The sequence below is a fragment of the Geobacillus sp. LEMMY01 genome (assembly GCF_002042905.1).
GTDB lineage: Bacteria > Bacillota > Bacilli > Bacillales > Anoxybacillaceae > Geobacillus > Geobacillus proteiniphilus.
Window position 1 is genome coordinate 43,961 of sequence record NZ_MVKA01000016.1, and the last position, 17,703, is coordinate 61,663.

Below are 17,703 nucleotides of genomic sequence, written 5' to 3' on the forward strand. Positions count from 1 at the left end.
TGATTCGAAGAGGTTCTATGTTCTGTTAGAGTGCCTTGGCTTGGGTTGCGTTGTGTTCGGCCAACAGCCGATCCACGTCGCCGAGCAACTCGTCGACGTTGTCGTACGGCGGATCAAGCTGCAACATCTTCCGCAAGATCCTACGGGCGTTCATCGACAAATCGAGTTCTTCTTCCCAGCTTTTTTCCTCGTCACTCGTCGGTTCATAGGCAGAATACAATAAAAACAAGGTGAAGTGTCCAAGGGCATAGAAATCGCTTCGTGGATGCGGTTCGCGCCGCAGCCGCTTCTCCAGCAGGTCGTCATCGCGGAAATCCACCGGTTCGCCGATGCGGCACGCCAAGCCAAAATCGATGATCGCCACCGTTCCATCGCGCCAAATGATGTTCGGGATGCGCAAATCGCGGTGGACGATGCCGAAAGCATGGACGTGCCGGACGACCTCAAGCACCTCCTTTAGCAGCCGAAACGCCTCTTGTTCCGTGTACTTGGCTTCCAGCTTGAAAATCCGGTCTTCCACCGTTTCTCCGTCGATATACTCCATCACGAGATGCGGCTGTCCGCGCTCCACGAACCGATCATACAGCATCGGAATTTGCGGGTGGCGCAGGCGGGCGAGCATGTCAGCTTCACGCCGAAGCAAGCGGCGTCCGTCTTCCCCTTTTGTCCGCCGCGCTTGTTTGATGACGACAAGACGGCCTGTCAGGTGATCGCGCCCTTTGTAGGCGATGCCGTAGCTTCCCATCCCGAGCTCTTCGATGACTTCATAGCGGCCAGAAAGCACATCCCCGCTCCGATGCGGCCGGTCAAACCAGCGGGCGATGAGCGGATGGCGTTCGAAAAAGCGTTTCATCAGCTGCCGAAGAAGCTTGAGAAGAAACTGCCGCTATGATGTTTCTTTTTGTAGTGATGGTGTCCGTACTGGGACGGGTGATGGTGCGAGTGATGCGTCGGGTTGTAATGATGGTGGTCGCTGCTGCTGTAATGTTTATGGTAGTGCGACGGATGATGGGGATGGCCTAAAAGTGCTTTTAGCAATTTTTTCAACATCGCGATCGCTCCTTTGCCATAGATTTACCTATATATACGAGGCAATGAGAAGGAGGTTTCAGATTCAAAGATGCAAATGAAACCGCCAGGGGCATAGCCCCTAGCGCGGTATGGCAACCTCATTCCTCTTTTTCGTTCAACGCCTGCTTGAGCAGCTCTCCTAAACTCGTGCCAAACGATTCGTTGGACGGGCTGTATTTTTTGAGAAGCGCCCGTTCGCTTCCTTTGGCTGCTATGCGTTTCGTCTCGTCCGCTTTTTCGACAATATTGCACGGGCGGCATTGGAAATACATCCCTGCTTTTCCTTCATGCATTTCCATGCGCCGGTGGCATTGCGGACAGCGGCGGTTCGACAGTTTCGGGTCGCGCCGGCGGCGGTAGCGGCATTGTAAGTTCGAGCAGACAAGCATCCGTCCGTCTTTCGTTTTCCGCTCTTTTAAAAGCGCGCCGCATTCTGGACACGTCAGATTCGTGAGGTTTGGCGCTTTGTATACCTGCTCGCTTTGCTTAATTTCGGCAACGAGCTGCTGCGTTTGCCGGCGGATGTTGGCCAAAAATTGTTGTGGATTTCCTTTCCCGCGGGCGATCGCCTCAAGCTCACGCTCCCAGCGGGCGGTCAATTCCGGCGATTTCAACTCTTCATTGACGAGCTCAATCAGCTGTTTCCCTTTTTTCGTCGGATAAAACCGTCCGTCTTTTCGCTCGACCACTTCGGTTTCGACCAGCCGTTCGATGATGTCCGCTCTTGTCGCCGGCGTGCCGAGCCCGTATTTCTCCATTTGCGCGAGCAAATCGGCTTCCGAATAACGGGCGGGCGGTTCGGTAAACGATTGTTCCCTCTCAAGCTGCACCGATGGGAGCGTCTGACCTTCCGCGAGGTGTGACAACGTCGGTTTGGCATCCGTTTCTTCTTTGCCGAGAACGGCTTTAAATCCGAAGTTCACAACCGCCGTCTCCTTGGCGACAAACATTTCGCCGCCGATGTCAAAGACAGCTGTCGTCGTTTCGGATTCATACGGCGGGAAAAACAGCGCCAAAAAGCGACGGGCGATGAGATCATACAGCTTGCGCTCATCAGTCGACAGCCTGCTAAGGTTGAGCCGCTCATCCGTTGGAATGATGGCGTGATGATCGGTCACTTTGTCATCGTTAAATACCCGCTTGGCTGCTTTGGCTTTGCCTTTGGCAAGGAGCGGAGCGATGACGTCCTCATAACCGGATTTCATCGCCAACAACCGCTCGGTCATCGTCGCTTCCATATCGCTTGGCAAATAACGCGAATCGGTGCGCGGGTACGTGACGAGCTTGTGTTGTTCATACAGCCGCTGCAACACCGAGAGCGTCTTTTTTGCCGAAAAACCAAACCGCTTGTTCGCCTCCCGCTGCAGCTCGGTTAAATCATACGGCAGCGGGGCGGGCTCGCTTTTTCGTTTCCGCTTGACCGACACGACGCGCGCCGGCTGACCGTCAAGGCGGGCGACAAGCTGCTTCGCTTCGTCTTGGTCAAACAGACGATGTCCTCCATGCCGCTCCCATACGGCCGTGATGGAACCAATCTTCGCCCGAATCGTCCAATATGGCACGGGAACGAACGATTGGATCTCGCGTTCGCGCTCGATGATCATCGCGAGCGTTGGCGTTTGCACGCGCCCGGCCGAAAGCGGATCGTTGTATTTTGTCGTCAAGGCGCGCGAGACGTTTAACCCAATCAGCCAGTCGGCTTCGGCGCGGCAGACGGCCGATTGATACAGCCGGTCAAACTGCGCCCCGGGCTTTAACTGGCGAAACCCGTCGCGGATGGCGCGGTCGGTTTGCGACGAAATCCATAGCCGCCAAATCGGCTTCGTCCAACCGATCATCTCTAAAATCCAGCGCGCCACAAGCTCCCCTTCACGGCCCGCGTCGGTCGCGATGATGACATCTTTCACATCCGGTCGTTTCGCCAACCGTTCAATGGCGCGAAACTGGTGGCTCGTTTGCCGGATGACTTTCAAGCCCATTTTCTTTGGGATGATCGGCAAGTCCTCCAGCCGCCATGTTTCGTATTTCCGGTCGTAGTCTTCCGGCATCTTCAGCTCAACTAAATGGCCGAGCGCCCAGGTGACAATATGTTGCTTTCCTTCAAAATAATGTTTATGCGCTTGCTTGCAACCGAGCACGCGGGCGATGTCGCGGGCGACGCTCGGCTTTTCCGCTAACACGAGCGATTTCATCGATAAACCCCTTTCTGTCGTCTCCACATGAGCACAGTCTGCTTCTTAGTATAAAGGAAGAAGGAAAAAGACGCATCCGCCAAGGTTTGTCTCCTTGGCAGGACAAGACGCCTTGGCGCGGCGCAAAGCCGCATCTCCACACTTTCTGCACATTTGCCAAATAAAATAGTAAAATTGAAATGACACTCGGGCTTGATGGATGAGGAGAGGAATCCGTGCGAAAACTGTCATGGAAACTCGGAATGCTGTTTTTTGCCTTTGTCTTGGCCATTGAAATGGTGCTGTTCGTTTCCCTCTATGCTACGCTCGTCCATGCGCGCATCGAGGAAGAATTCGCGCAGCTGTTGGCGCGGGGAAACAGCCACCGCAACGTCTTGGAGAAAAATAACGATCGAACGACGTTGGCGCATGTCGTGATGATGGAATCAGAGGCGGAAACCGATGTCGCCATCACTGACGCCCGGCGCCGGATTGTATCGGCTTCTAGCGGCATTGTTCCGTTTGCCAAGCGCATCATTCCTTTAACGAACGGTCGCCATATTCCCCGCCGGGGAATGATGGTCGAAACCGACTGGAAGCGGGCATCGCATATCGCCGCCGTCAGCCCGATTCAAATCAGGGGTGAAACAAGAGGATATGTGTATATGTTTCAAGACACCCGCTCGATCCGGACGATGGTGTATAAACTGAAGCATCATTTTATCGTCGTTGGCGTGCTGTCGGTGGCGATCACCGTGTTGACCATCGCCTTTTTCTCCCGCGCCATCACGATGCCGCTCCTTCGCATGAAACAGGCGACCGAGGCGCTCAGCCGGGGGGATTTTTCCGTCCGCCTCGAGATGAAAGGCAACGACGAGCTGGCGCAACTCGGGAGAGCGATTCAAACGCTGGCCAACGATTTGGCGTATTTGAAACAAGAGCGGAGCGAATTTTTAGCGAGCATCTCTCATGAATTGCGCACGCCGCTGACGTATGTGAAAGGATACGCCGACATTGCTAGGCGTCCGCATCTGTCTGAGGAGCAGCGGGCGAACTATATGGCGATCATTTACGAAGAAGCGGAAAAGATTGAAAAGATGGTCAAAGATTTGTTTGAATTAGCCAAACTGGAGCAACACTCGTTCCAGATTGAAAAGCAGCCGACGAATCTTTGTTCGTTTTTGACAAAATTGTGTGAAAAACTGCGCCCCGCGTTTCAGGAAAAATCGCTGTCGCTTGTGTGCCAGTGCCCCGGTTCGGTCATGGCCGCGATCGATCGGCAGCGGTTCGAGCAAGTGATGATCAACGTGCTTGACAATGCACGAAAGTACGCGTTTTCCGGCACGACGGTGGCCGTCGCCGTTCACCTTCAAAAGCAAGGAATCGTCATTGCCGTGTCCGATGAAGGAACCGGCATTCCGCCGGAAGATGTGCCCCGGATTTTCGAGCGGTTTTACCGGGTTGACAAATCGCGGTCGCGGACAAGCGGCGGGACCGGACTCGGTTTGGCGATTGCCAAAGAAATCGTCGAGGCGCACGGGGGAACGATCGCCGCTAGAAGCGAACAAGGAAAAGGAACGACCATCCTCATTACGCTGCCGGAGGGATAACGATGTATACCTTGCTGTTGGTTGATGATGAAGAGCGGATGCTTGATTTATTGGAATTGTATTTAGCGCCGAACGGCTACCGCTGCGTGAAACGGCGTTCGGGGGCGGAAGCCATTGACTATTTGCGGCGCCATCATGCCGATTTGGTGCTGCTTGATGTCATGATGCCAGAACTCGACGGATGGGAAACGTGCCGCCGCATCCGATCGTTTTCGAATGTGCCGATCATGATGGTCACCGCTCGCGATGAGACGGCGGATATTGTCCAAGGATTGAAAATCGGAGCGGACGATTATGTGACGAAACCGTTTGACGAGGCGGAACTGCTTGCTCGCATTGAAGCGGTGCTGCGCCGTACAGCCGGCGGTCGTTCCGCCATTCGCGCGGCCGGGCTTGTATGGGACGAAGAGGAACATACGGTCCGCTACGAAGATAAGCCGATTGCGTTGACGCCGAAAGAATTTGCCATTTTGGGGCTGCTGTTAAAGCACCCGAATCAGGTGTTCAGCCGAGGGCAAATCATCTCATCGCTATGGGGCTATCTCGCTGATACGGAAGAGAGGACCGTTGACTCCCACATGAAAAACATCCGCGAAAAATTGCGGAAAGCGGGGTTCCCAGCGGACGAATATTTGCAGACGGTCTGGGGCGTCGGCTACAAATGGGAAGGGCGCAAGTCATAACCATTTTCGGAAAGAGAGGCGTTTGGGCCAAATGGAAGAACGGATGATTGAGTTCCTTCAAGCATACGGCGGAGCGGCGTACTTCTTGAGTCTAGCCTGTAATGTGGCGATCAGCGTGCTCGGGGTCGTACCAAGCGCCTTTTTGACTGCCGCCAATTTGACCGTTTTCGGATTTTGGCCCGGCTTTTGGGTGTCGTTTGCCGGCGAGGCGCTCGGAGCGGTCGTCTCGTTTGTCTTGTATCGAAAAGGACTTCGCCGATGGAGCCAAACCACATGGCTTTCCCATCCCAAGGTGAAGCCGTTGCTTCATGCCAGTGGCAAGGAGGCGTTTGGGCTCATTTTCGCGCTTCGACTGTTGCCGTTTGTGCCATCAGGGGTGGTAACGTTTGTCGCCGCCATCGGCCGCACGTCCTTCCTCGTCTTTGCGGCCGCCAGTTCGCTCGGCAAGCTCCCAGCTTTATGGATGGAAGCGTATGCTGTCGATCAGGTGATCCGCGTCACGTGGCAAGGAAAACTCATTCTTGCTGTTTTATCCGGAGCCATGTTTTTGTTTATTTGGCGGAAGATAAGGAAAAAGATGCCTGGATGAAACGGAGAAGCGGAAACAGCAGGCTCCCGCTCCCTCTTCCGTTTAAGGCGGTGGAAGAGACTTTGTATACTTAAAAACAGGGGAAATCCGCTGCGGCCATCTGCCGTCTTCCTGCGTCCAGGGCTCATCGGTTCCTCTTGCACCACAGCCTGCAGCTCCACAGACCGGCAAACCTCGCCTTTCCATCACATGTTTACATGCACGGTCGCCACTTTTTGCACGATCAAGGCCATCTCCATAAAATCTGCACAAATGCCGGGTATGCTAACAAGGCAAGGAGGGTGAAAACGATGAAAAAATTAAAAATGTTGCTAGGCACAACTTCGGTCATGGCAGCGCTCTTGCTATCCGCCTGCACCGGTGCAGACGACAACAAAGCGCCAAAGGAAAATACGGCTTCTCACACCGGTCATGAGGGAATGAACCACTCGGGTTCAGGAGAGGTGCCGGCTGGATTGAAGGAAGCGAAACAACCAAAGTATCCGATTGGAAGCCAAGTCATCATCCATGCGGATCATATGCCGGGAATGGATGGAGCCAAGGCGACTGTCACCGGTGCCTTTGACACGATCGTCTATACGGTCACATACACTCCAACCACGGGCGGGAAACCAGTGAAAAACCATAAATGGGTCATCCATGAAGAAATCGAAAACGCCGGTGACAAACCGTTCCAGCCGGGGGACGAAGTCGTCTTGAATGCCGACCATATGGAAGGGATGAAAGGCGCGAAAGCCATCATCGACTCCGCCCAACAAACGACGGTGTATATGGTCGATTACATCGATACAGAAACCGGTAAAAAAGTAGCAAACCACAAATGGGTGACCGAAGATGAACTGTCGCCGGCGAAATAGCGAATCGACATTGGCATCATACGCGCAGCAAGGGGGCTCTGAAGCGGCGAGACGCCTCTTTTCCATCATTCCGTGCACAATATTGTCCATGGCACGAACAGGGTGTCCCAAAAGGATCGGGACACCCTCTTCCCATCTGTGCATCGGTCTTCTTTTTTCGCGCTATATGTTGTGCCGGTCTTGAAGGCAGCCGGTCAGTCCAGTTGTTTTTTTGGACATCAAGGTAGAATGAAATCAAAAGTCTGTTGGATGACAGAAGGTGTGAGCGAGAAAATCCGCCTCTTTCGGCGGAAGGGAACATGAACAGGGAGAGGAAAACGATGAAATGGTTTTGGTTGGGGGCATTGTTGTTTTGCTTCGGTTGGTTCGGATACGGGGCTGCGATCCGTTTGTATCGTTTATGGGCCGAGCGGCGAGTGGATGAGCAGGCGCTGATTTTGGCGTTTTGCATGGAGGTCGTCGGTTGGCGAGCGTGGGAAGAATGGCGGGGGGGGGGGGGACAGCCCGAGAGGACAAGAGAACAGGCGCCGGTCATAACGGCACGAGCGGCCTGTTTTTTGTGCACTCTTGTTCATGCAGATTGTTCGTCGATGTTCTGTTCCGGCAGCCGGCGCTGTTTTTCTTTGACCGCCCCATACATCGCCAGAACCGCCAAGATCACTAGGCAAAGAACCGACCCGATTCGATGATCATGCTGGAATAAAAAGCTCACCCAAATCGCGCCGAGCGACACGACGGCGATGAGCGTCGTGTACGGAAATCCTTTGACGCGGAAAAACGGATTCGTGTCGTAATGCGGCCGCAGTTTGAGTTGGGCCGCGCCGATCATCATCCAGACGATCAGCACCGTAAACCCAGGGATTGTCATCAGCTCGCCGATGATCCGCCCCGGCGCCAAGTACGCGCCAACGACCCCTAGAGCGATGCAGACGGCGACCATTCCCATCCCGTAAAGCGGAACCCCGTGTCGCGTCGTCCGCAACAAGCGGCGGCTCGCTTCTCCTTGCTCAGCCATGGAAAAGAGCAAGCGAGACGTGGCGTACACCCCGGTGTTGGCCGCCGATAAGACGGCCACAAGCAAAACAGCGTTCATCACATGGGCGGCGCCCGGAATGCCAGTGGCCTCGAGCACTTGGACGAATGGGCTGTTTTCCGCCGATACGGCGCTCCAGGGCATGATGCCGCAAATGATGGCGATCGGCAACACATAAAAGCCGACGACCCGCCATATCGTCGTTTGGATCACCCGCGGCAGCACCCGGTCGGCGTCTTTCATCTCCGTCACCGCTACACCGATCAGCTCCGCTCCGCCGTATGAAAACATGACGACAAGCAGGGCGCTGATCATGCCGCCGATCCCATGCGGAAACCAGGCGTCGTACGTTGCATAACGGCTCCATGGGTTTCCGTCCGCTCCTTCGATCACTCCCAACCACATGCCGACCCCAAGCAAGATGAACAGCCCCAGCGCCGCCACTTTCAACCCAGCGAGCCAAAATTCTGTTTCCCCATAGTAGCGAACAGGAAACAAGTTCAGCACGATGATAAACAGCGCGCAGCTAAGAGCGAGCAGCCAAAGCGGCACCGCCGGCATCCAATAGCGCAAAAAACTGCCTGCCGCCAGCAGCTCGACGACCGTGACCAACGTCCAGTTCGCCCAATACAGCCACCCGACGAGAAACGACCAGCGAAATCCAAACGCCCGGCGGATCAAATGCTGAACGTTTTCACCCGGATAGGCGATGGCCATCTCCGCTAAGGCGGCCATAATGAGAAACAACAGCGCGCCGCCGAGGAGATACGTAAGAATAACGCTCGGTCCGGCCATGTGAATCGTATCAGAGCTCCCTTTGAAAATGCCGGTGCCGATCATGCCGCCGAGCGCCATCAACTGCACATGGCGGGGCAGCAGCCCTTTTTGCAATGAGGGGCGGGAATGTTCCATACAGCAACAACCTTTCTCACACGAAGTTCATTTCATGATGTACTTTTTTGCTTTTACGCTTTTATGCAATTAAGCAAAAAAGATAGTTTTAGAATATAATCGTTTTGTTTTTCTGTCAATGTTTCGCAAAAAACATGTCGTTAATGTGGAAATGTTTTGTTATACTGGAAACAGATTTTGAACTCGCCAAAAGGAGATTGGTAGGATGCTTCGCAACAGCGGTAAACCGATTTCGGAAAAAGCCATCACCGTGTGGCGTTGGACCGGAGCGTTGGGGACATTGGTTTCTGGCGCCGTCATTGGCGGAATGGCGTGGGTGCTGGCGCGCTTTCATGTCCCGAAATGGTGTTTGGGGATGTTAGCCGGCATCTGGTTGATTGAAGTGGTTCTATGGGTGGGATGGGTGCCTGTGCTTCGCCAGCGCCGTTGGCGTTACGCTATTCGCGAAGAAGAAATCGACATTCAGCGCGGGGTCTGGTCCACGAAGCGAACGCTCATTCCGATGACCCGCGTTCAGTATGTCGATGTGCGGCAAGGCCCGCTCCTTAAGCGGTATGGATTGGCTTCCATCGCGGTGTTCACGGCGGCGGCCGCTCATGAAATTCCCGCTCTTCCGATGGAAGAAGCAGAACGGCTTTGCTGCTTGATTGCGGAGTGGGCGAAGGTGGCGGATGACAATGACGCGTAAAGCAAGACGCCGCCTCCATCCGATTGCCATTATGGCCGGGCTAGGAAAAGAATTAAAAAATATGGTCGTTCCTCTTCTAGTCATCATGGCAGCCGGCAGTCGCCATGGGTTTTCATGGACCGATATTCTTGTGCCGTTGGCCGCCCTCATTTACACGCTGGTCATGGGCGTTCTTTCTTGGCTTCGTTTTACATATGAGTGGGATGACACTTGCTTGGTCGTTGAAGAAGGGGTGTTTGTTCGCAAAAAACGTTCCATTCCGTTGGAGCGCATTCATGGGATTTCGGTGACAGAGGGAATATGGCAGCGGATGGCGGGGGTCGTCCAAGTGCATATTGAGACGGCGGGCGATGCCCTCGGTGAAGCAGAAGTGACGCTTCGGGCCATATCAAGGGAAGAAGCCCGCCGCCTGCAACGATGCGTGGAACAGGCGAAACACAAGGCGGAAAACGCTTCCCATCCGGAGCCACTCGCGAACCGCCCACATCCTGTTCTGTTTACCTTATCGATGAAAGAAGTATGGGTCGCTTCGTTGACAAGCGGTGGGGCGCTTGGCGTGGTCGCCGCTTTATGTGCGCTTTTGTCGCAATTTAGCGACTTCATTCCGTATGAGGCGCTTGTCCGTGATATTCAGTCGACATGGAACGGACATGGACGATGGTATATTGCTCTATTGATCTTGTCGATTCTCTTGGCCGCCTATGGAGTGGCCATCGTGCAAAATATGATCCGGTGCGCTTCGTTTGTCGTGCGGAAACAAGAAGACACGATTGTGATTGCTCGCGGATGGTTGGAACGAAAAGCGGTGTCCGTCCCTGTTGACCGCGTCCAAGGCGTCGTTATTCATGAGAATTGGCTGCGCCGTTTTTTCGGATACGCCTCTGTATCCATTATTCATGCCGGCGGAGCGCTCGATGGCGGACCGTCAGGGGAAGTCGTTCTTTGCCCGCTGGTCAAAAAGCATCGCATCGTCCCCATTGTTCAGGCTTGTTTGCCCGAGTATCGCCTCGATGTGCCATTTTGTCCGCTTCCTCAGCGTGCAAAAAGTCGATATATGCTTCGCCCGCTTTATTGGTTGACGATTCCGGTTGGAGTTGCCGCGTATATGGAGCGTCCATGGGGAGCAGGGCTTTTGTTTGTGTTGCCGCTTGCTCTGTGGATCGGGGCGCGGCGCTATCAAGCGGCCGGCTGGGCGCTTTCCTCGAAGCAGCTGTCGCTCCGCAACGGCTGGTTTCGGCGAACGACCGCGCATTTGTTAAAGCGTCACGTCCAATCGTTGGAAATCGCAACGACATGGTGGCAAAGAAAAAAACAGTTGGCGACAATCTCGGCTTCCGTCATGCCGGTCGGCACCCGCTCCCGTGTCGTGGATGTGGATGAAGAAGATGCCGCTTCGATCTATCGCTGGCTGCAAGGGGAAAAGGGGGACCAAACATGATGAAGGCCTTTCTTCACGGGCTTATCCTTGCGTTTGGACTCATTTTGCCATTGGGGATGCAAAACGTGTTCATTTTGACCCAAGGAGCGGTCCAGCGGCGTTGGCGGCATGCCTTGCCGGCGGTGCTGACGGCGTCGTTGTGTGATACGTTGTTGATTTTCCTCGCCGTTTTGGGCGTCTCGCTCGTTTGGCTTGGTTCCGCTTGGCTGAAAACAGCCGTGATGGGGGCTGGCATTCTTTTTTTGCTGTATATGGGCTGGAGTACATGGAAGAGCGAGCCTTCAACAGGCGAAAGCGAAGCGGCGGAACGGTTTCCGCCCCGCAAACAAATCGCTTTTGCCGCCTTGAAAGCGACCTGAGTTGTTCCCAACGAACAAATGATCTGCTAAAATAGGAAACAACGAAAGAAAAGAAGGGAAGAAAGATGCAAACGGAGCGCGAATCGCATGGGCGGATCATTTTTCATGTAGACGCCAATTCGTTTTTCGCTAGCTGTGAGATCGTCCGTGATCCATCGCTTCAGAAAAAACCGGTCGTTGTGGCAGGAGACCCGAAAGAGCGGAAAGGAATTGTGCTGGCGGCCAGCTATGTAGCGAAACAACAGTTTGGCATCTATACGACGATGCCGCTTTGGGAAGCGAAAAAACGCTGTCCATCGCTCGTCGTGCGGCCGCCGGATTTCGCGTTATACCGCGAAGTAAGCCGTCGCTTGTTTCAATGCTTACAGCGTTTCTCGCCCGTATTGGAGCGCGCCTCCATTGATGAAGGCTATTTGGACATGACCGGGCGGACGCCAACGGTTCACCCGCTCGCTTTGGCGCACCATATCCAACAAGAACTGCTTGAGCGGTTGTCGATTCCGGTGAGTATTGGCATCGCCCCGAATAAGTTTTTGGCGAAAATGGCAAGCGACATGAAAAAGCCGCTTGGCATCACCGTGCTGCGCAAACGCGATGTCCCGCGCGTGCTATGGCCGCTTCCGGTCGAACAGATGCATGGCGTCGGCGACAAAACAGCGAAGAAGCTGCATGCGCTTGGCCTCCATACGATCGGCGATCTTGCCAAAGCTGACCGCGAGCGTCTTCGTCAGACGTTTGGCATCTATGGTTTGCGCCTTCAAGAGAAAGCGAACGGCATCGACCCGCGTCCGGTTGATCCAGTGGCGGCGGAAAAGAGAAAATCGATCGGACACTCAACAACGTTGCCGTACGATATGGATGAGGAACAGAACTTGCTCGTTGTCTTGCGCCAGTTGGCTGAGTCTGTCAGTGCGAGGATGAACGAAAAGCGGGTTGTCTCGCGGACCGTTCAACTGACCATTCGCTACTACGATTTTCAAACCATCACTCGTAGCCAAACCGGAATGGATCCGTTATGGGATGCGGAAGACATCTTTTCCTATGCTGTACGGTTGTTCCAAAAGCATTGGGACGGTCGTCCAGTGCGGCTTCTTGGCGTCGCCGCGCTCCATGTGTTTGACCGGACCGGGGCCGTGAAGCAGCTCGATTTGTTTCATTATGAAAAGGAGGCGAAAATGGAACCGCTTTGGAAAACGGTTGAACAGCTGCAGGCGAAGTTTGGCGCCCGTGCCTTGCAGATAGGTGTTGAGCCGCTTTCATCCGACAGGCAAACGAAAGAGGGGGAAGAACGTTGACGATCTCAATGATTGCCGCGGCTGTCGTGATGCTTGCAGGCCTCATCGGCACGCTCGCGCTGTCGGGGCGGGGGGACGAACAGTACACATCAGCAACCAAAGGCAATCTCACCCGCCTAGTGTTGATTTATGCCGGGTTGGCCCTTGTGCTAGCGGCGGGAATCGGGGTATATCTAGTGTTATAACAAGCGAAAGACGATGCCCGCCGTCGAGTTTAGATGCCGCGGCACCATTTAGAGACAAACGGTTATGGACAATCGAGCCCTGGTGACAAAGTAGCCATCGGTTCATCTCAGGCAGAGCGTCGCTCTCTTCGACATGGGATGAACCGATTGGCTTTGGTTGAGTGAAAAAGTCGGCCTACGGCTTTCCGTCAATGAGGGGAAGCACCTAGGTATTGGAAGTGCCCCTGCGTTTGTGGTGTGATGATCCTCACTCCGACGGGATGGTTTTTTGGGGTAAAATGGATGGTAAACGGAACAACCATGGAGGATGTATGGCCCACTATGTTTGGATGATCATTAATGCGCTGTTGGTGATCGGCACGGCGGTTTATATCTGGCTGTTTCGCCCGAACGACTCAGCTGCGGTGCTGGCAGGAAAATGGCTGGCACAAGTGGCGGTGCTGCTGTTTTTGGTCAATGTCAATATGTATTTTATCTTCCTTGTCATCCGCAAAACAAAAATCCGGAAGGTCAAAGTCACGTTAGCGCGGATAGCAAGAAGCATGATGAAAGCCCACATCCCGCTCGCGGTTGTCGGAACGAGCTTGATTGTCTTTCACGGAGTGGTGATGGCATGGAAACTCGGAGCGGTGATCGGTTTTGGCCATGGGAAACTGGTGACCGGTTATGCAAGCCTCGCGATGTTGGCCATCACCTTGTTTGCAGGTGTCCTTCGGCGGCAAAAAGCGTCAGGGTGGAGAAGAACGTTTCATCTTGTCTCTGCCTTGCTGTTTGCCGGTTTGTTTCTCCTTCATCTATTTTGGTCGATCTAATCACGTGTAAGGGAGAGAGAAAACGTGGGTGACTTGCTTTCTTTGCTGACGGAATACCGCCATCGCCAAGTTGTCGTCAACTTCTATGAAGAAGACGAGCTGGTGGCGCGTGACGGGTTTTTCTTTGATGGCATCGAACGATCAGACGGTCTGCTATCTTTCATCAAAGATGGGCGCATTCGCTGGTCCATTCGGTTGGATGACTACCCAAGCTATGAGATCGTACACGATTTCCCGAGGCGTTATCGGTTTTATGGCCAGCATCGGGCTGTAGAGCTCTATTTCCCTTCTTAACGGTGTCCGCTTTAGGAGAAACCGGTCAGAATCCCCCTCATTTTCATGAGGAGATGAATGACCGGTTTTTGACTATATATCATGTAAGTGGTTGAAATGTTTTTATACTTATTACGATTATACCAGGGCATCGTATATTCTTTCCGGCAGGCAGTGGTTGTCCGTTGAGCGGTACTTTCATAAGAAAATAGCGTATGATCAAGCTATTTCTGACGCAAGGCATCCACCCCCGTTGCTGCAGTCACTGGCTTCCGCATCGTAAACGTCAGCTCCGGATCAAGCACGGCTAACGCCGGGCGGAGAGCGGCATCTTTTAGCGTCAATTGAATCGTCAACGATGTTCTTAGTGCTGCGTTTGCCTTTTTCAGCTAGCGGCGTTTTTCATGAAACAAGCCATCGTCTTTTATATATTAAAAAATAACTGAATTCTAAATCAATTGAAACATAAATTAATAGTGGCATACCTTGGACTGGTATAGCAACACAAATAAAAATAATAAAAGGTATCTTTTATTATTTACTATCAAATATAAATTTAGTATAATTCTAATGTACAAATCATTATCATTTTTGACTGGCAACAAAACAGTTAGAAATGGTAATGATGGAATTTCTATTTTTTGTTAATTAAGGGAAAGGAGAACAGGAGAATGGAAAATCAAAATCGTCAGAATGCAGCCCAATGTCCGTTTCACGGAAGCGTAACGAATCAGTCTTCGAATCGAACGACGAACAAAGACTGGTGGCCGAACCAGCTGAACTTAAGCATTCTCCATCAACATGACCGAAAAACGAATCCTCATGATGAAGAGTTCAACTATGCTGAGGAGTTTCAAAAACTAGACTATTGGGCGCTCAAAGAAGATTTGCGCAAACTGATGACGGAAAGCCAAGACTGGTGGCCGGCCGACTATGGCCATTACGGGCCGTTGTTTATCCGCATGGCCTGGCATTCAGCTGGCACGTACCGCATCGGCGACGGCCGTGGCGGCGCTTCGACCGGCACGCAGCGCTTTGCGCCGTTAAACAGCTGGCCGGATAACGCCAACTTGGATAAAGCGCGGCGGTTGTTATGGCCGATCAAAAAGAAATACGGGAACAAAATCTCTTGGGCCGATTTGTTCATTTTGGCGGGCAATGTCGCCATTGAATCGATGGGTGGAAAAACGATTGGATTTGGCGGCGGCCGCGTTGACGTCTGGCATCCGGAAGAAGACGTTTATTGGGGATCGGAAAAAGAGTGGCTCGCCTCTGAACGCTATTCCGGTGATCGCGAGCTCGAAAACCCGCTCGCCGCGGTGCAAATGGGGTTAATCTACGTCAACCCAGAAGGGCCGGACGGCAAGCCGGATCCGAAAGCAGCGGCGCGCGATATTCGCGAGACGTTCCGCCGCATGGGGATGAACGATGAAGAAACGGTCGCCTTGATCGCCGGCGGTCATACGTTCGGAAAAGCGCACGGCGCCGGTCCTGCCACGCACGTCGGTCCTGAGCCGGAAGCCGCCCCGATTGAAGCGCAAGGGCTGGGATGGATCAGCTCGTATGGAAAAGGGAAAGGGAGCGATACGATCACAAGCGGCATTGAAGGCGCTTGGACGCCGACGCCAACCCAGTGGGATACGTCGTACTTTGACATGCTGTTTGGCTATGACTGGTGGCTGACGAAGAGCCCAGCCGGGGCATGGCAATGGATGGCGGTCGACCCGGATGAAAAAGACTTGGCTCCGGATGCCGAGGATCCGTCGAAAAAAGTTCCGACGATGATGATGACGACCGATTTGGCGCTTCGGTTTGACCCGGAATACGAAAAAATCGCCCGCCGATTCCATCAAAATCCAGAAGAATTTGCAGAGGCGTTTGCCCGGGCATGGTTCAAGCTTACCCATAGGGATATGGGACCGAAAACGAGATATCTCGGCCCGGAAGTTCCGAAAGAAGATTTCATCTGGCAAGATCCGATTCCAGAAGTCGATTACGAATTGACAGAAGCGGAAATTGAAGAAATCAAAGCCAAAATTTTGAACTCGGGCCTGACCGTCAGTGAACTTGTGAAAACAGCTTGGGCCTCGGCCAGCACGTTCCGCAACTCGGATAAGCGCGGCGGAGCCAACGGCGCCCGCATTCGTCTCGCGCCGCAAAAAGACTGGGAAGTGAACGAACCGGAGCGGCTCGCCAAAGTGCTGTCCGTCTACGAGGACATCCAGCGCGAACTGCCGAAAAAAGTAAGCATCGCCGACTTGATCGTCCTTGGCGGCAGCGCTGCGGTGGAAAAGGCAGCCCGCGACGCCGGCTTTGATGTCAAAGTGCCATTTTTCCCTGGCCGCGGCGATGCGACACAAGAGCAAACCGATGTCGAAAGCTTTGCCGTGTTGGAACCGTTCGCAGATGGCTTCCGCAACTATCAAAAGCAAGAGTACAGCGTTCCGCCGGAAGAGCTGCTCGTCGACAAAGCCCAGCTCCTCGGGCTGACCGCCCCAGAAATGACGGTCTTAGTTGGCGGTTTGCGCGTGTTGGGCGCGAACTATCGCGATCTGCCTCATGGCGTCTTCACTGACCGCATCGGGGTGCTGACCAACGACTTCTTTGTCAACTTGTTGGATATGAACTATGAATGGGTGCCGACAGACAGCGGCATTTATGAAATCCGCGACCGGAAAACGGGCGAAGTGCGGTGGACGGCGACCCGGGTGGATCTCATTTTCGGATCCAACTCCATTCTTCGTTCCTACGCGGAATTTTACGCCCAAGACGACAACCGAGAAAAATTCGTCCGCGATTTCATCAACGCTTGGGTGAAAATCATGAACGCCGACCGCTTTGATATTCATTTGAAACAAGCCAAAGAGTCGGTCACGGTTTGATCAGTGAGGCAAAAAGAAGCAGCTTGCCGCTGAATTGGCAAGCTGCTTTTGTATGTCTAGAAATCTCTTTCATTAGCCGGGAAATTTATTATCAAATCATGATCCAATCCGATACCGCATTGTCTACCGAACAAATGACAAAGAACGAAAAAGACACACTGAAAGGACTCAAATGGTGGAGCAAAGACGAATTGCAAAAAATCAACGACTTTGCGCCGCGTGAAATATTGAATTACATATAATTCTATCTGTCGCGGCGAGTCGTAGGGGGAGTAGAGGGAATCGTGACGTTCCTTTCTCTCTTTTTCCCATCTTAAGTTAACATAATATAAAGTGAAGGATAAAAAAATGATAAAACAGTAAGTTAACTTAATAATAGCGTATAATCTTTGATAAATCGTATAAAAAAATGATAATTACCGCCAAAAAATTGGATAAGATTGCTATGATAATAGCATATTCGTTTTTATTTGTCTAGTTTATCACAGCAGTTTGTCCAGAATTATAAAACAATTCCAGATGCAGCATCCTTCTAATTAGACTATTAGAAGGGGATTACAATGATATTGATCAATGGAATGGTGCAGTAGATTTCGTGTTTGTGTCTTTACCTACATCTAAATCGTTTGACATCATCCTTTTTAAAAAAGACATAATAGTTTGCATTGTTGGCGGATGAACCCACTTTCACGAACACGAACAACAGATGATTTCCTTTCCCTAACTGGAAGAAGAAGCGTTTATTATGCCAAAGTGGGGGAGCGATAACAATGTAAGGCGGATTTTAAAGGAAAATCAAGTGCCACCAAAGATCGAAATATGAAGTAGCTGAAAATCAAGCTGAT

18 protein-coding genes are annotated in these 17,703 nt (G+C 52.8%); 13 read left to right on the forward strand and 5 right to left on the reverse strand.

Features of this window, described 5'->3' with window-relative positions; all coding sequences use genetic code 11:
• Nucleotides 1-25 precede the first annotated feature (25 nt).
• From B1A75_RS09400 to B1A75_RS09410, 3 genes are all read right to left on the reverse strand, one after another.
• Nucleotides 26-853, reverse strand: a complete 828-nt coding sequence (locus tag B1A75_RS09400; protein ID WP_079936098.1) for a serine/threonine protein kinase — start codon at nt 851-853, stop codon at nt 26-28.
• Complete coding sequence (locus B1A75_RS09405) at nt 853-1,050, reverse strand: hypothetical protein (RefSeq protein WP_074043722.1); 198 nt, start codon at nt 1,048-1,050, stop codon at nt 853-855. Before B1A75_RS09405 ends, B1A75_RS09400 begins: the two co-directional genes overlap by 1 nt.
• Before the next feature lie 119 nt (nt 1,051-1,169).
• Complete coding sequence (locus tag B1A75_RS09410; RefSeq protein WP_079936099.1) at nt 1,170-3,263, reverse strand: DNA topoisomerase III; 2,094 nt, start codon at nt 3,261-3,263, stop codon at nt 1,170-1,172.
• 215 nt (nt 3,264-3,478) lie between these two features.
• Here B1A75_RS09410 and B1A75_RS09415 point away from each other — a divergent pair, with 215 nt between their 5' ends.
• From B1A75_RS09415 to B1A75_RS09430, 4 genes are all read left to right on the forward strand, one after another.
• Nucleotides 3,479-4,852, forward strand: coding sequence for a sensor histidine kinase (locus B1A75_RS09415; protein WP_013523746.1), 1,374 nt, complete (start codon nt 3,479-3,481; stop codon nt 4,850-4,852).
• A 2-nt stretch (nt 4,853-4,854) separates the two neighbouring features.
• A complete protein-coding gene (locus B1A75_RS09420; protein ID WP_079936100.1) occupies nt 4,855-5,535 on the forward strand; it encodes a response regulator transcription factor in 681 nt (226 codons plus the stop codon).
• Between the two features lie 31 nt (nt 5,536-5,566).
• Complete coding sequence (locus B1A75_RS09425) at nt 5,567-6,124, forward strand: TVP38/TMEM64 family protein (RefSeq protein WP_079936101.1); 558 nt, start codon at nt 5,567-5,569, stop codon at nt 6,122-6,124.
• A gap of 290 nt (nt 6,125-6,414) precedes the next feature.
• A complete protein-coding gene (locus B1A75_RS09430; RefSeq protein ID WP_079936102.1) occupies nt 6,415-6,981 on the forward strand; it encodes a YdhK family protein in 567 nt (188 codons plus the stop codon).
• Between the two features lie 571 nt (nt 6,982-7,552).
• On the opposite strand, the gene B1A75_RS09440 is transcribed toward B1A75_RS09430, so the two are convergent.
• The gene (locus tag B1A75_RS09440; protein WP_079936103.1) at nt 7,553-8,926 is read right to left on the reverse strand and encodes an amino acid permease; all 1,374 of its coding nucleotides are present in this window, start codon (nt 8,924-8,926) and stop codon (nt 7,553-7,555) included.
• A 205-nt stretch (nt 8,927-9,131) separates the two neighbouring features.
• Between B1A75_RS09440 and B1A75_RS09445 the strand changes: the two genes are divergently transcribed.
• From B1A75_RS09445 to B1A75_RS09475, 7 genes are all read left to right on the forward strand, one after another.
• The gene (locus B1A75_RS09445; protein ID WP_014195793.1) at nt 9,132-9,614 is read left to right on the forward strand and encodes a PH domain-containing protein; all 483 of its coding nucleotides are present in this window, start codon (nt 9,132-9,134) and stop codon (nt 9,612-9,614) included.
• Nucleotides 9,604-11,052: a PH domain-containing protein gene (locus B1A75_RS09450; RefSeq protein ID WP_079936104.1), complete on the forward strand. Its 1,449-nt coding sequence runs from the start codon at nt 9,604-9,606 to the stop codon at nt 11,050-11,052. Before B1A75_RS09445 ends, B1A75_RS09450 begins: the two co-directional genes overlap by 11 nt.
• Nucleotides 11,049-11,411: a LysE/ArgO family amino acid transporter gene (locus tag B1A75_RS09455; protein ID WP_079936105.1), complete on the forward strand. Its 363-nt coding sequence runs from the start codon at nt 11,049-11,051 to the stop codon at nt 11,409-11,411. Before B1A75_RS09450 ends, B1A75_RS09455 begins: the two co-directional genes overlap by 4 nt.
• Before the next feature lie 65 nt (nt 11,412-11,476).
• Nucleotides 11,477-12,706 carry a DNA polymerase IV gene (locus B1A75_RS09460; protein ID WP_079936106.1) on the forward strand — a complete coding sequence of 410 codons (1,230 nt, stop codon included), beginning with the start codon at nt 11,477-11,479 and terminating at the stop codon, nt 12,704-12,706.
• The gene (locus B1A75_RS09465; RefSeq protein ID WP_023634321.1) at nt 12,703-12,891 is read left to right on the forward strand and encodes a hypothetical protein; all 189 of its coding nucleotides are present in this window, start codon (nt 12,703-12,705) and stop codon (nt 12,889-12,891) included. Before B1A75_RS09460 ends, B1A75_RS09465 begins: the two co-directional genes overlap by 4 nt.
• A 311-nt stretch (nt 12,892-13,202) precedes the next feature.
• A complete protein-coding gene (locus tag B1A75_RS09470; RefSeq protein WP_079936107.1) occupies nt 13,203-13,703 on the forward strand; it encodes a hypothetical protein in 501 nt (166 codons plus the stop codon).
• Between the two features lie 24 nt (nt 13,704-13,727).
• Nucleotides 13,728-13,997 carry a hypothetical protein gene (locus B1A75_RS09475; protein WP_014195798.1) on the forward strand — a complete coding sequence of 90 codons (270 nt, stop codon included), beginning with the start codon at nt 13,728-13,730 and terminating at the stop codon, nt 13,995-13,997.
• 203 nt (nt 13,998-14,200) lie between these two features.
• On the opposite strand, the gene B1A75_RS19330 is transcribed toward B1A75_RS09475, so the two are convergent.
• Complete coding sequence (locus B1A75_RS19330; protein ID WP_023634322.1) at nt 14,201-14,332, reverse strand: iron-containing alcohol dehydrogenase; 132 nt, start codon at nt 14,330-14,332, stop codon at nt 14,201-14,203.
• A 315-nt stretch (nt 14,333-14,647) separates the two neighbouring features.
• On the opposite strand from B1A75_RS19330, the gene katG reads away from it, so the two are divergent.
• Together katG and B1A75_RS09485 are read left to right on the forward strand one after the other, a co-directional pair.
• Nucleotides 14,648-16,858 carry a catalase/peroxidase HPI gene (katG, locus tag B1A75_RS09480; protein WP_069304240.1) on the forward strand — a complete coding sequence of 737 codons (2,211 nt, stop codon included), beginning with the start codon at nt 14,648-14,650 and terminating at the stop codon, nt 16,856-16,858.
• Entirely contained in the window at nt 16,855-17,100 is a 246-nt protein-coding gene (locus tag B1A75_RS09485) for an NUDIX hydrolase (RefSeq protein ID WP_023634695.1), read from the forward strand. Before katG ends, B1A75_RS09485 begins: the two co-directional genes overlap by 4 nt.
• Nucleotides 17,101-17,703: the final 603 nt, after the last annotated feature.